This window comes from Neisseria sp. P0006.S004 (assembly GCF_051963015.1).
Lineage (GTDB): Bacteria > Pseudomonadota > Gammaproteobacteria > Burkholderiales > Neisseriaceae > Neisseria.
The window spans coordinates 181,517-195,480 of sequence record NZ_JBQCUS010000003.1; the positions used below are offsets into that span (position 1 = coordinate 181,517).

Annotated in this window: 15 protein-coding genes; 11 read left to right on the forward strand and 4 right to left on the reverse strand. The window is 49.5% G+C overall.

The window, feature by feature from the left end; all coding sequences use genetic code 11:
* Nucleotides 1-23: 23 nt before the first annotated feature.
* From ACTHR2_RS06055 to ACTHR2_RS06085, 7 genes are all read left to right on the forward strand, one after another.
* Nucleotides 24-797 carry an LEM-3-like GIY-YIG domain-containing protein gene (locus ACTHR2_RS06055; RefSeq protein ID WP_070645984.1) on the forward strand — a complete coding sequence of 258 codons (774 nt, stop codon included), beginning with the start codon at nt 24-26 and terminating at the stop codon, nt 795-797.
* Between the two features lie 46 nt (nt 798-843).
* Nucleotides 844-1,884 (forward strand): UDP-N-acetylmuramate dehydrogenase, encoded by a 1,041-nt coding sequence (murB, locus tag ACTHR2_RS06060; RefSeq protein ID WP_440375488.1) that lies wholly within the window; start codon nt 844-846, stop codon nt 1,882-1,884.
* A gap of 18 nt (nt 1,885-1,902) precedes the next feature.
* Nucleotides 1,903-2,544: a TetR/AcrR family transcriptional regulator gene (locus ACTHR2_RS06065; protein ID WP_004519965.1), complete on the forward strand. Its 642-nt coding sequence runs from the start codon at nt 1,903-1,905 to the stop codon at nt 2,542-2,544.
* A gap of 89 nt (nt 2,545-2,633) precedes the next feature.
* The gene (locus ACTHR2_RS06070) at nt 2,634-3,407 is read left to right on the forward strand and encodes an SDR family NAD(P)-dependent oxidoreductase (protein WP_263336912.1); all 774 of its coding nucleotides are present in this window, start codon (nt 2,634-2,636) and stop codon (nt 3,405-3,407) included.
* A 50-nt stretch (nt 3,408-3,457) separates the two neighbouring features.
* On the forward strand, nt 3,458-4,030 hold the full coding sequence (locus tag ACTHR2_RS06075; RefSeq protein ID WP_263336915.1) for a ubiquinone biosynthesis accessory factor UbiJ: 573 nt from the start codon (nt 3,458-3,460) through the stop codon (nt 4,028-4,030).
* Nucleotides 4,031-4,056: 26 nt separating this feature from the next.
* On the forward strand, nt 4,057-4,947 hold the full coding sequence (locus ACTHR2_RS06080; protein ID WP_049322157.1) for an NAD(+) kinase: 891 nt from the start codon (nt 4,057-4,059) through the stop codon (nt 4,945-4,947).
* 26 nt (nt 4,948-4,973) lie between these two features.
* Entirely contained in the window at nt 4,974-5,279 is a 306-nt protein-coding gene (locus tag ACTHR2_RS06085; protein WP_263336920.1) for a hypothetical protein, read from the forward strand.
* A 99-nt stretch (nt 5,280-5,378) separates the two neighbouring features.
* Here ACTHR2_RS06085 and ACTHR2_RS06090 read toward each other — a convergent pair whose 3' ends face one another.
* The 4 genes from ACTHR2_RS06090 to ACTHR2_RS06105 form a co-directional block, all read right to left on the reverse strand.
* Nucleotides 5,379-6,512: an AAA family ATPase gene (locus ACTHR2_RS06090; RefSeq protein ID WP_263336923.1), complete on the reverse strand. Its 1,134-nt coding sequence runs from the start codon at nt 6,510-6,512 to the stop codon at nt 5,379-5,381.
* Nucleotides 6,513-6,544: 32 nt separating this feature from the next.
* Nucleotides 6,545-7,348 carry an RNA ligase family protein gene (locus ACTHR2_RS06095; protein ID WP_263336926.1) on the reverse strand — a complete coding sequence of 268 codons (804 nt, stop codon included), beginning with the start codon at nt 7,346-7,348 and terminating at the stop codon, nt 6,545-6,547.
* A 59-nt stretch (nt 7,349-7,407) separates the two neighbouring features.
* Nucleotides 7,408-8,709, reverse strand: coding sequence for a hemolysin family protein (locus ACTHR2_RS06100; RefSeq protein WP_263336929.1), 1,302 nt, complete (start codon nt 8,707-8,709; stop codon nt 7,408-7,410).
* 101 nt (nt 8,710-8,810) lie between these two features.
* The gene (locus ACTHR2_RS06105) at nt 8,811-10,118 is read right to left on the reverse strand and encodes a replication-associated recombination protein A (protein WP_263336931.1); all 1,308 of its coding nucleotides are present in this window, start codon (nt 10,116-10,118) and stop codon (nt 8,811-8,813) included.
* Between the two features lie 151 nt (nt 10,119-10,269).
* Between ACTHR2_RS06105 and ACTHR2_RS06110 the strand changes: the two genes are divergently transcribed.
* The 4 genes from ACTHR2_RS06110 to ACTHR2_RS06125 all read left to right on the forward strand — a co-directional run bounded on the left by ACTHR2_RS06110 (nt 10,270) and on the right by ACTHR2_RS06125 (nt 13,946).
* Complete coding sequence (locus ACTHR2_RS06110) at nt 10,270-10,644, forward strand: hypothetical protein (protein ID WP_263336934.1); 375 nt, start codon at nt 10,270-10,272, stop codon at nt 10,642-10,644.
* Between the two features lie 86 nt (nt 10,645-10,730).
* A complete protein-coding gene (gene thrC, locus ACTHR2_RS06115; RefSeq protein ID WP_263336937.1) occupies nt 10,731-12,140 on the forward strand; it encodes a threonine synthase in 1,410 nt (469 codons plus the stop codon).
* A 46-nt stretch (nt 12,141-12,186) separates the two neighbouring features.
* Nucleotides 12,187-12,981 carry a hypothetical protein gene (locus ACTHR2_RS06120; RefSeq protein WP_263336940.1) on the forward strand — a complete coding sequence of 265 codons (795 nt, stop codon included), beginning with the start codon at nt 12,187-12,189 and terminating at the stop codon, nt 12,979-12,981.
* A gap of 188 nt (nt 12,982-13,169) precedes the next feature.
* The gene (locus tag ACTHR2_RS06125) at nt 13,170-13,946 is read left to right on the forward strand and encodes a ferredoxin--NADP reductase (RefSeq protein ID WP_003746329.1); all 777 of its coding nucleotides are present in this window, start codon (nt 13,170-13,172) and stop codon (nt 13,944-13,946) included.
* The last annotated feature ends 18 nt before the right edge of the window (nt 13,947-13,964 follow it).

Genomic DNA, 13,964 nt, shown 5'->3' on the forward strand with positions numbered 1-13,964 from the left:
CTTATTAACTTTTAAGGAAAAAAATGTTTTCAACTTCCATTATAGAAAAACTTGCTTACTATATTTATTGCTTGATTGACCCTAGAGACGGCAATATTTTCTATGTAGGTAAAGGCGTAGGCAATCGCGTTTTCCATCATGCCCAAGCCTCATTACAAGAAACAGAAAAGCCAAGTGATAAAATTGCCTTGATTAGGGAAATACATAAAAGCGGAAACCAACCCGTGTATTACATTCTGCGACACAACATTCAAACAGACGAACAGGCTTTTGAATATGAATCGATGGCAATAGACCTACTCTCTTTGGTCAAGCCGAGCCAGCAGCCGCTGACTAATATTCAAGGGGGCACACATTCTTCAAAAGTAGGATTAATGGACTTTTCGGAATTAAAGCGACAATATGATGCTCAGGAATTAAAAACTGGTGAACCCATTGTTTTAATTACAATTAATAAAGAATATGAGAAACTCAAAAAAGATATTAGATCCGGAAATATTCCTGAAGCCAATAGGGATAAGGAAATTTATGAGCGCACACGAAAATATTGGAAAATCGGAAGCCGACGTGAAAAAGCAAAATATGCAGTTGCAGTCTATCGCGGCTGGACATTAGCAGTATATGAAATCGAAAGATGGATTTCTGCCGACGATATTATTAAAGGTCGCTGGATGTTTGAAGGCAAGCCGTTGCCAAAAGAGTCCGACATTTATCAAGAAATCGTGGACAAGCTGACCTATTCTTCCCAAGAAAACTATAAAGCCCCCCAATATCCCATTACCTATCGTAATTGTTAAATAGTAAGTTTTCAGACGACCTGAATCCACAAAATCACAAATCATCATGCAACCCATCCAATACCAAACCGACCTCACCCCCTACAACACTTTCGGTCTTCGCGCCAAAGCCCAAGCTTTTATCGCGCTCAAACATGCCGACGAGTTGCGCGATATCGTCCAGCTGCCCGAGTTCAACCGAGATACTGTTTTATGGCTCGGCGGCGGCAGCAATATCCTTTTGATGGAGGACTACGCCGGTCTTGTTGTGCATATGGAAAACAAGGGAATACGCGAAATTGAGCGTTCAGACGGCCTGGTTTATATCGAAGCGCAGGCCGGGGAAATTTGGCATGATTTTGTTTTACATACGGTTGGACTGGGTTTGAGCGGGCTGGAAAACCTCAGCCTGATTCCTGGCACGGTCGGCGCGTCTCCGGTACAAAATATCGGTGCATACGGTGTTGAAGCGAAAGATGTTATCCATAGCGTACTCTGCTTTGATTTGGATACGGACACCTTTGTCGAGCTTTCCAATGCCGACTGTGACTTTGCCTATCGTGAAAGTCTGTTCAAACAGGAAGGCAAAGGCCGTTATGTGATTGTTTCGGTTGTATTTGCGTTGAAAGAGCATTTTGTGCCGAACTTGGGCTATGGCGATTTGGCGGCAGCGGTTGCCGAACTGAGCCAAGGCCGAGAGGCGACGGCCAAAGATGTTTCCGATGCAGTGTGTGCAATCCGCAACAGTAAACTGCCTAATCCTAACATACTTGGTAATGTCGGAAGTTTCTTTAAAAACCCTGTTGTCAGCGCCGAAAAAGCTGCCGATTTGTTGCAGCAATACCCCAATATGCCACGCTATCCGCAGCCTGACGGTTCGGTCAAACTCGCGGCCGGCTGGCTGATTGACCAATGCCGTCTGAAAGGCCATCAGATCGGCGGTGCGGCAGTGCATGACAGACAGGCTTTGGTTTTGGTGAATAAAAACAATGCGTCCGCGCAAGATGTCCACCAGCTGGCACAATATGTTTGTAATACAGTATTTACTCAATTTCAGGTAGAATTACACGCAGAACCCAACTGGCTGCCTACTTCATACAGCCTATAAAACAAAGGAGTGTATTCCATGCCGCGCATTGCTAAAGTCAACACTTACACACGAATCATCAATGCCAGCCTCGCCTTGTTCAACGAAGAAGGCGAGCGCAATATTAGCACCAACCATATTGCCGCCCACTTAGGCATCAGCCCGGGCAACCTCTACTACCATTTCCGCAACAAAGACGAAATCATCGTCCAATTGTTCAAACGTTACAGCGAGGCCCTGCTTGTCTACCTTAACGAAGCTGTGTTGCCGTCTAATGTTGAAGACTCCATCAACTACATGGCCGGTATTTATGATGTGATGTGGGAATACCGTTTCCTTTTCAGCGATGTGAATACCCTGCTTGCCCGCAGTGCCGAATTATTGGGCGAGCACAATACCTTTACCCAAGCCAAAGTGTCCCCGCTGTTGGTCAACCTGCTGACCCAGCTCAACGGTCTGAACATCATCAGCGCAGACCAAACCGCGATGAACGACCTCGCCGTCAATATGTGGATGGTGACAAAATACTGGTTCGACTTTGACAGCTCCCTGCGCGGCCGCGCCAAGTTGACCGAAGATTCCAAAGTACGGGGCATCAGCCGCACACTCAGCCTGTTGCGCCCTTACCTCCTGCCGGAACATCGTGCCGAATTCGACCAAAAAATCGGCAGCAACCATTAATTTTTCCATACAAAGGCCGTCTGAAAACGTGGCTTTAACCAAGTTAAAGCTATTTTCAGACGGCCTGTTAATTTTCGGATGCTTTATTTATGCACCTTCCCGATATTTCCATTCTCGGTTTAGGCTATCTCGGCCTGCCGTTGGCGCAAAAATGTTATGAACAAGGCAGTCAGGTAGCCGCCATCAAACGCACCCTGACTTCCGATGACATCAATCTGCCGATAGAACTCGACATCATCGATTTGAATCAAGACGATATTTTTCACAGTTCGGCATTGTGGCAAAACCATATCAACAAGCCGACATGGTTCTGCCTACTTCCGCCTTCGTCATTAAACCATTACGCCGATACCCTGAAAAAATGGATTCAACTTGCCGAGCGATGCAAGGTACAACACATCATCTTCACCAGCAGCACCAGCGTGTATGGCGACCAAGCACGCATATGCGATGAAACTACACCTCCCGATCCGCAAACCGAATCTGCCCGTCAAATCCTTACAGTCGAGCAAGCCTTGCTTGAAAGCGCCGTCCCCCATATCGACATACTGCGACTGGGCGGGCTTTACTCTGCCGACCGTCATCCCGTTACCAAGCTGCTTAAAAAAACACGCATTCAAGGTGGCAACCAACCCATCAATATCCTTCATAAAGACTTAGCCGTCCAAATCCTTTTTCAGACGGCCTGCCAAGCTGACGGCAAGCGTATCCGCAATATTGTCGAACCCCGCCACCCAAGCCGAGCCGAATTTTATACTGCCGAAGCGGCCAAACTCGGCCTGCCGGCTCCTGATTTCATCGTTGATGACAAAAGCAACAGCAAAATTGTAAATACCGTTTGCGCAGACGGGCTAAGCCTGTAAAATTGCGACTCAACCCATTAATCCGTTTCAGACGGCATTTAGAGTAAACCATGTCCGCCCTATTTCCCCTTATCAACCACCTGATACAGCAAAATCCAGAGCAACAGCGCGAGCTGTCTGAATTTGCAGGCAGCATCATCTGCATCAGCCTGACCGGTTTCAGACTGACCGGACGCATCAGCGAACAAGGTTTTCTTGAAACCGCAAACGACACCGCCGACACCAACATCACATTCCACAACAGCGCCATCCAAAAAATCCTCCAAGGCGGCCAGCCTGGCGTGGGCGACATCAGCCTCGAAGGCGACTTGGTATTGGGCATGTCCGTCCTTCCTATTTTGGGTGGACTGCGCTATTATCCGAGCGAAGATTTGGCGCGTGTATTCGGTCATGTGGCCGCAGAAAGCATCAGCTCGCGTGCCGGCGACATCGGCCGCACCATGAAAAAAATCGGCAAAAGCATTGCCGAACAAATCAGCGACTTTTCACGCGAACCCGAATCCCCTGTTATCGACCAAGCCACGCTTGCCGCATGGCTGGAAGAAGTGGACAAACTGCGTGACGACGTTGCCCGCCTAAACGAACGCCTCGACCGCCTCGAGCGCGATATCTGGATAGATTAAATACTTAATTTCAGACGGCCTATTACATGAAAAGCCCATTTAAAAACATCGGTATCGTTACGCGTCCCAATACGCCCGAGATTCAAGATACTGTCCACACATTGGTTTCTTTTCTACGCGAAAACGGCTTCACCATCTATCTGGATGAATTGAGCGTAGAAGAACACTGCGTCTATATCCAAGATTCCGCCTACTGCGAAACCGTCAACAAAGCCCAGCTGGGCAAATACTGCGACCTCGTCATTGTGCTCGGCGGCGACGGCACCTTCCTCTCCGCCGCCCGCGAAGTCGCCCCGCGCGCCGTCCCCATTATCGGCATCAATCAAGGCCACTTGGGCTTTCTCACCCAAATCTCACGCGACACCATGGTTGAAGGCATCCGCCCCGTACTGGAAGGCAAATATCTGCCCGAAGAACGCATCCTCATCGAAGCCAGCATCATTCGTGACGGCGAAACCATCGAACGCGCCCTCGCCCTCAACGACACCGTACTGTCTCGTGGCGGCGCAGGCCAAATGATTGAATTTGAAGTCTTTATCAATCAAGAATTTGTCTATACCCAACGCTCGGATGGCCTGATTATTTCCACACCGACAGGTTCGACTGCCTACGCACTTGCCGCCGGCGGCCCCATCATGCAGGCCGGTTTGCACGCCTTCACGCTTGTGCCTATCTGTCCGCAATCCATGACCAACCGTCCGATTGCTATCCCCGACACCAGCGTGATCGAAATCCTCATCACCAAAAGCGGCGACGCACGCGCACATTTTGACGGACAATCCCATATCGACGTGCAAAACTTCGACCGCATCATCATCCGCCGCTATCACAACCCCTTGCGCGTCCTCCACCCCACCGATTACCAATACTTCAAAACCCTGCGCCAAAAGCTGCATTGGGGCGAACAATTGATTTAAACACCACTTCAATAAATAGGCTGACCATGAAAACCATTTCCCAAACCTTAATCATCGCGTTGTGTACCCTTTCCTCCCTCTCCGTCTCCGCGCACGGCATGCACAAAAGCAAACCCTTGTCCTTTGAAGAATTGCCGAAAATCTGCCAGCAATACTTTACCCGTGCGGATGCGTGTTACCAAAAAGCAGGCGATAAAGCATCGTTCCAACGCGACAACACAAAATACCTGCGCCAAATCCTGCCTGCCGCCGATGTAGGCCAACGTGAGCGCATGTGTCAGATTGCCATGGATACATTTGCCGAAAAAACAAAAAACTTGAGCTGCGAATAAAGACCTCCGCCTTAGCTCTAGTAATTTTTGATTTCATAAAAAGGCCGTCTGAAACATTGGATTGTTTCAGACGGCCTACTTACAAAAACCCTTTACTTTTTAAGAAGAGACCACAAAATCTACCGTATGCGCTTCACTATAATCAGGGATTTCCAGCTTTTCTATCATGCGGTGCAACACATCATTCGGAACAGAATGTTCGCGGTTACGGTTTTGCGATAGTAATTGCGTGTAAGGCACTTCCAAATAAATGAGATGCACGCGTGCGCCGTAATCGGCAAACATCGGCAGCCATTTGCTGCGCAGGTCGCGGTTAAGATTGGTCGCATTAAAGACAAATGACGTACGGGTGCGTAGGTATTCTTTTGCCTGCTCTTTACCCAAACGCACTGCTTCGGCGGTATGTTTGGAATCCGCGGGATTGAGTTTTCGCTCACGGCGAATCTCATCCAGCGACAGCATAGGCAGATGAGCAAGATGTTGCCTGATGTAACTGTCTTTACCGCTACCTGCTATGGCGCACATGGCGTACACATCAAAGGTCTGATCATCAAATGGCTGATAATCCGGCATTTCGCTACGGCCGTTAAGATAGAGATAGCGTCCGTAGTCGCTGGCGAAAGTACGTGCCTTACCCCAACAAGCATTTTCTTCACAGAGTTCACGAAATAAATCAATGCGCAGCAAAATATCCTGTTGGTCGCAACATATACGACCCAGAACATCGGCTTTAGCAAGCATGGCAAGATGCGCAGTGTTGACCTGCAAACTGGCCGCTATGACAGCTCGCTCAGGATTAGGCTTGTTAATCGCCCATAAAGGCAATCCGTGCAAACGCACGAGTTTGGCGATTGCTTCTCTTACGGTAAATGGAGCGGCAAGTTCGGTATACAGCAAAGTACGGGCGGTATGCTCGCCTTTTTTTGCGTGATGCGGCGAAACGATACGCTCTTTGCTGTTTTCTATTTCACGCTTGGTCGTACTGCGTTTTTCCACATCATGCAGCATGGCGGCAGCAAACAAAATATGCTGCTCCTGTTCATCAAGCGCTTGAAACTCGGGCAGTTGTAAAAGGGCTTCGCACACCATTTTGGTATGCGTAAATACATCGCCTTCGGCATGCCACTCAGGGTCTTGCGGAACATCCTTCATATCGGCAAACCAGCTGAAACGACGTTCTAATGCTTGCCAATCAGGAAGGTGACCGGGTATGTAATATGGGAATGTCCACATAATCGTCTTTCTTATTATTGGATCATTGGACTTCAGGCCGTCTGAAACTGCCAGCTTTGCCAATGGTATTTGTCGTAATCAATAAGACGGGCAGGCTTCCAGGTTTTTGTCCAATGAACGTCGGTTTTAACGTGTTTGGCTCGTACCAATTTGAAAAGATTGTCGAATTCATTGGATTGAACAGGCAGATTGCCGTTGTTGGTGGCAAAATCAGCGGCGTTCCGGATAACGAAACCTTCACTGCATGCTGCTCCTGTGTTCGGATCGTAGCCACCAAGCTTGCCGGCAGTTTGTACGCTGTCCGTCCACGGCTCTCCCAAATTAGCGGCAAGCCATTGCGCTAAAGCAATATCTTCATTGGCGTATTTTTGAGTGAAATCTGCAAGCGGCTGGACGATGGAGATTTCTGGTGCAGTCGGAAAATCAAACAGCTGCGCATAAAATTTAACCTCTTCCCATGAAAGCCAATGTCCGCCGCGTCGGACTGCAAACAGGTAAAAATAGCTTTCCAGTTGTGAATAGGCAATCGAATGAATGCCATACAGATTCTCGCCAAAAAGTTCCAGATCGCCTAAATCATCTTTGATTTGCTGCCATCGTTGCAGCAAAGGTTTATCCCACGGATGCTGGGTAGGCGCAGCATGACTACGGGCATAGAGGCCGTGTGCGGCAAAGCAGTTGTTTTGCCCATCTAATTTTTCGGTTAAAACCAATTTCGGCAGTGAGGCAAAATATGAAAGAAAGCCGCGCGGCATAAAACGGTCGTCAGAAGTGGTACCGAGGCTGATGGGCGCGTGCAGGCTGCGGGCGTATTTTTGAGGTTCGGTTGTCGTCATAATATTTTTTCCTTTTTATTCATTTTTTAATTTTCTTTTCAAGTATTCCCAGCGACTTGTTACATTTTCCCCACTATATTTCCTTGTTTAGAAACCAAAAGCTGGTCGATTTTCAAATTTTCAGTATCGATGATTTCAAACTTATAACCGGCATAAACCAGAAAATCCGTACGCTTCGGGATTTTGCGCAGGGAATACATCATAAAGCCGGCGATGGTTTCGTAGTTTTCTGAATTGGGAAACTCTTCAATATCCAGCGCGCGCATGACATCGGTAAGTGGCGTAGCACCGTCCACCAACCATGTATCTTCGGTACGGCGGATGATTTGCGGCTCTTCTTCGGTATTGACCAGCTCGCCCATGACGATACTCATCACGTCTTTCAGCGTTACCACGCCAACCACCAACGCGTATTCGTTTACCACTACGGCAAAGTCTTCGCCGGAAGTTTTGAAGGTCTCTAATACATCGTAAAGCGACAGCGTATCGGGGATGAATAAGGCTTTGCGTAACACGCGCTTGTCGGTCAGGCGGACGTCTTTTTCTTTTAAAAACAAAGTCAGCAGCGTATGCGATTCGATATAGCCGATGACGCGTTCCAAGTCGCCGTCGCATACGAGGAATTTGTTGTGCGGTTTGTCCGACATCATTTCCAACACGGTATCGCTGTCATCGTGTTTATCAAAATAGGCGATATATTCGCGCGTGCTCATGGTGGAAGTGACCGTACGCTCCTGCATATCAAAAATGTTTTCAATCAGATAGTGTTCCTGCTCTTTCAACACACCAGCCTGAGCGCCGGCATCAACGACGGCATAAATATCTTCCGAGGTCAGCTGCTCCTGGCGGACGGTTGAAATTTTGAAGAGTTTGAATATTGCGTTTGCCAACCCGTCAAAAACCCAGACAAGGGGCTTTAAGATAAAAATCAAAAACATCATCGGACGGACAATGCGTACCGCCACCGCTTCGGGATGGGTCATTGCCATACGCTTGGGCATTAGGTCGGCAATTAAAATAAAGCTGCCTGTAACCAGCGAGAAAGTCAGCAAAGAGGCAACTGTGCTGCCCCAACTGCCTGCGTTCTCCAAAAGTTTGCCAAAATACGGACGTATTGCCGCCTCGCCGACAATACCGGCAAGAATGGCGACAGCGTTCAAACCGATTTGGACAACGGTAATAAAACTGCCCGGCTGTTGCTGCATATTGATTACGTCAAGCGCGCGCGTATCGCCGCCGTCTTTCGCCATGACCTGCAATTTGATTTTGCGTGCCGAAGCAAGCGCGAGTTCGGAACAGGATACAAACGCGCTAATGATAATCAGCAGGCACAATAATAGTAAGGCTTCAAAAATATTCATGAAAATGTATGCGTATAGTATAGGTTAAAAATATTCAAACAGCAAAGGCCGTCTGAAAAATTCAATTTGATCTTAGATTTGTATTATGTACATTTATTGTTTTAATCATCCAGCGCATCTTTATCCAAGGATTTCAACCATTTCAGCTTTTCGCCGATTTTGATTTCCAATCCGCGTGGAACGGGTTGGTAGAAGTCCGGTTCGTCCAAGCCGTCGGGCATATAGCTTTCGCCGGCGGCGTAGGCGTTCGGTTCATCATGGGCATAGCGGTATTCGCGTCCGTAACCCAATTCTTTCATCAACTTGGTCGGTGCATTGCGCAGGTGGACGGGCACTTCGTTGCTGGCATTTTCTTTGACGAAACGGCGCATTTGGTTGTATGCCTTATAGCCTGCATTGGATTTGGCTGCAGCGGCGAGATACAACACGGCTTGAGCTAAAGCGAGTTCCCCTTCTGGCGAGCCTAAGCGCTCATAAGTAGTGGCGGCATCATTGGCAATCGTTAAAGCTCGCGGATCGGCCAAGCCAATATCTTCCCATGCCATGCGGACAATGCGGCGGGCAAGATAGCGCGGGTCGGTACCGCCGTCGAGCATACGGCAGAACCAATACAGCGCAGCGTTGGGATGCGAGCCGCGCACGGATTTGTGCAGCGCAGAAATTTGGTTGTAGAAACTCTCGCCACCCTTATCAAAACGGCGGATTTGCGCACCCAAACTATCGGCAAGAAATTCGGCGGTTAAGGTTTTCAGACGGCGTGTATTAGCAGCACGTAAAAGTTGTTCCAATAAATTCAACAATCTGCGCGCATCGCCGTCGGCGGTATTGACGAGCAATTCCCGCGCATCGGCTTCAATCGTGAAATCTTGGTATTCAGGCAAAGCCAATACTTTGGCAATCAGCTTCTTCAGGTCGTCTGAAGACAAGGATTGCAAAACATACACCTGCGCGCGGCTCAACAGCGCGGGATTGACTTCAAACGACGGATTTTCCGTAGTCGCGCCGATAAAGGTCAGCAAACCGCTTTCGACATGCGGCAAAAACGCGTCCTGCTGAGCCTTGTTGAAGCGGTGGACTTCATCGACAAACAAAATCGTCGCGCGTCCCTGTTGCAAAGCGATTTCGGCTTTATCGATTGCCTCGCGTATGTCCTTCACGCCGGAAAACACAGCGGAAACAGGCAGAAACTGGGCGTTGAAACTCTGCGCTAAAATCCGCGCCAACGTCGTCTTGCCCACGCCTGGCGGCCCCCACAGCAACATAGAATGCGGCTTTCCGCCTTCCACCGCCACGCGCAAAGGTCTGCCCTCGCCGATTAAGTGCTGCTGCCCGATGACATCATCTAAAGAATGCGGGCGCAGGCGTTCGGCTAAAGGGGCTTCGGGTTGGCGTGCAAAAAGGTCGGACATAGCGGCTTTCGTGCTGATTGATTGAAAAGAAAACTCGCTAGCATTATACGGTAGTTTCGCAAACACACATATCGGGCCGCATTACGGTATAATACATGCTATTTTGAGAATTCTTCGGACGTTTCAGACGGCCTTGTTTACAGGAAACATCATGACTTCAAAAACTCTTTTGGCAGCTGTTACATCAGCTTTCTTATTGGGTGCATGCGCTACCGGCGGCGACTCTTTCGGCGGTTTGGGCAGCGGTACGGGTATCGGCAGCAGCGTAGTGAAAATGGCGGTAGACAGCCAATGCCGTACCGAATTAAACAAACGTAACGAATGGCGCGTCATTGCTTTGGCCATGAGCGCGGAAAAACAAGCCGAATGGGAAAATAAAATCTGCGGCTGCGCCAGCGAAGAAGCGCCAAATCAATTGACTGCAACCGAAATGATGCAGGTATTGAGCCCGGCAACCCGCGATCAGGCCATTGCTTCCGTTACCGCGAAAACGGTTACCGCCTGCTTCAAACGACTCTACAAATAATCGTTCAGACGGCCTTTTTTAATATCGAGGCCGTCTGAATTCGTTTTGACTTTCTATTTGAATTTTAAATACATAGAGAAGAAACCATGAAATACATCAGCACCCGCGGTGCAACCGCACGCAAGCAATTCAGCGAAGTTTTATTGATGGGTTTGGCTCCTGACGGCGGTTTGATGCTGCCTGAGCAATACCCTCAAATCGACCGTGCTACCTTAGACCAATGGCGCACACTCAGCTACCCTGAGCTGGCGTTTGAAGTCATGAGCCTGTTTGCCACCGACATCCCTGCTGATGATTTACGCGACATTATCAACCGCACCTACACCGAAGAAGTATTCGGTACCAAAGCCATCACTCCGGTGCGCACACTTTCAGACGGCATCAAAATCCAAGCCCTCTCCAACGGCCCGACTTTGGCATTCAAAGACATGGCCATGCAATTCTTGGGCAATGCGTTTGAATATGTATTGAACAAAGAAGGCAAAGAACTCAATATTTTAGGTGCCACCAGCGGCGACACCGGCTCTGCCGCCGAATATGCCCTGCGTGGTAAAAAAGGTGTCAACGTCTTCATGCTGTCGCCGGAAGGCAAAATGAGCGCATTCCAACGCGCGCAAATGTTCAGCCTGCAAGATGCCAACATCCACAACATCGCCGTTGAAGGCATGTTTGACGACTGCCAAGACATCGTCAAAGCCGTACAAAACGATGCCGAATTCAAAGCCAAATACCACATCGGCACAGTCAACTCCATCAACTGGGGCCGTATCGTCGCCCAAGTCGTGTACTACTTCGCCGGTTATTTCAATGCCACTTCGAGCAATGACGAAAAAGTCAGCTTCTGCGTACCAAGCGGCAACTTCGGCAATGTCTGCGCCGGCCATATCGCCCGCCAAATGGGCCTGCCCATCCACCGCTTGATTGTCGCCACCAACGAAAACGACGTATTGGACGAATTTTTCAAAACCGGCGCATACCGTCCGCGCAATAGCGAACATACCCATGTTACTTCCAGCCCGTCTATGGACATTTCTAAAGCCTCCAACTTCGAGCGTTTTGTGTTTGACCTGATGGATCGCGATGCGGACGAAATCCAAACCTTATGGGCGGAAGTAGCCTCCGGCAAAGGCTTCAATTTGGAATTTGCCTTAAACAAAGTACATCAACAATATGGCTTTGTTTCCGGTAAATCGACCCATGCCAACCGCCTTGCCACCATCAAACAGGTTTACGAGCAAGATCATGAATTGATTGATCCGCATACAGCCGATGGCGTCAAAGTTGCCCGTGAAGTGCGTGAAGAAGGTGAAACGGTTGTTTGTTTGGAAACTGCGTTGGCAGCGAAATTCGATGCGACCATACGCGAAGCCGTCGGCGATGTCGCCATTCCGCGCCCCACCGCTCTGGAAGGTTTGGAAAACCTGCCGCAGCGCGTGCAAACCGTGCCGAACAGTGCGGATGCGGTAAAAGGCATCATCAAACAAACCCTTGCCTGATGTCCCGTGTGGGCGGCATTCCGTCCAAACTTAAGATTGAAAGAAAATGACTTTACCTATGCATGAAACCCGTTTTTCCATCCTGCTGGACGAACTGGCGGCAAAACAGGAGGCCGCCATCGCCCCCCACCTGCTAGCCGACGGAACCAAGGTATGGGTACGCAAAGCAGGCAGGCACAATGCGCGATGGCGTTACGCGCTGCTCGGTATGGTTGCCCGATATTTGAAACTGGGGTTGTTGAAGCCGGTCCCCAGCCTCGGAGGTGAGCCTGCCATTGCAACCGAGTCGAAACGCCTGTACGAATTGCGCTCTGCGGGGATAGCCGTTCCCGAATTGCTCGCCGTCCGGAAAAATGCCCTTATGTTCGGCAATTTGGAAGGGGTCCCGCTCGATACGCAAATCCGCAAAGAAGCCGAAGCCGGAAAGGCAGACGCTTGGCTTGCCGGTTTGGAAGCCATTGCCCATGTGCATGAAAAACGGCAGTTCCTCAGTCAGGCGTTTGCACGGAATATGATGTCGGACGGAAAAAACATCAGCTTTTTGGACTTTGAAGACGACCCTTCCGAAGTCCTGACCATAGCGCAATGCCAAGCCCGCGATTGGCTCTGCTACATTCATTCTACCGCGCTGATATTGAAAAACGGCGGACTGCTGGAAGCGGCAGCGGAAAAATGGGGCAGCGTACTGTCAGCGCAGCCTGCAGAAATACAAAGGCTGATTGCCGCCACCGTCAAACCGATCCTCCCAATACGCGGGCTGGAACACCCCCGCTGGGGACGGGACGCGCTCAGGCTGGCAGCCTCGATTTCCCTGATTTACCTTGCGGATATGCCGCCGTAAGGCACCGCCTATCCCGCTATGCCGTCTGAAAGCCCTTCAAACGGCATATAATCGCTGTGCATCAAGCATTGTCGCAACCATCCGTTTCGTTTAGAATTTTAGCTTTATCCCGAATTGGGCAGATATTTTCATTCTGACACACGTCCCAAATAAACACTTCCCATTTCTTTTACTGACAGGAAACCCAAATGGCAGCATTCAATACCCAAAAAGTATTGTCCGTACACCACTGGACAGACGCATATTTTACCTTTACCTGCACCCGCGACGAATCTTTGCGCTTTGAAAACGGCCAATTCGTCATGGTCGGATTGATGGTGGACGGCAAGCCGCTGATGCGCGCATACAGCGTGGCTTCTGCCAACTGGGAAGAGCATCTGGAATTTTTCAGCATTAAAGTACAAGACGGCCCATTGACCAGCCGCCTGCAACACCTTAAAGTCGGCGATGATGTCCTTATCAGTAAAAAACCGACCGGCACACTGGTTGCCGGCGACCTAAATCCGGGCAAACACCTCTATCTCCTGAGCACCGGTACCGGCATCGCCCCTTTCCTAAGCATTACCAAAGACCCTGAAATTTACGAGCAATTCGAAAAAATCATCTTGGTTCACGGTGTACGCTACAAAAAAGACTTGGCATACTACGACCGCTTCACTAAAGAATTGCCCGAACACGAATACCTGGGCGATTTGGTTAAAGAAAAATTGATTTACTACCCGATTGTTTCACGCGAAGACTATGTACACCACGGCCGTCTGACCGATTTAATGCGCAGCGGCAAACTCTTCGAAGACATCGGTCTGCCTAAAATCAATCCGCAAGACGACCGCGCCATGTTGTGCGGCAGCCCTGCCATGTTGAAAGACACCTGCAACGTCTTGGACGAATTCGGCCTGACCGTTTCTCCGAAAACCGGTGTCCGCGGCGACTACCTGATTGAGCGCGCATTCGTCGATCAATAACGTATCCCCGGCAACAGG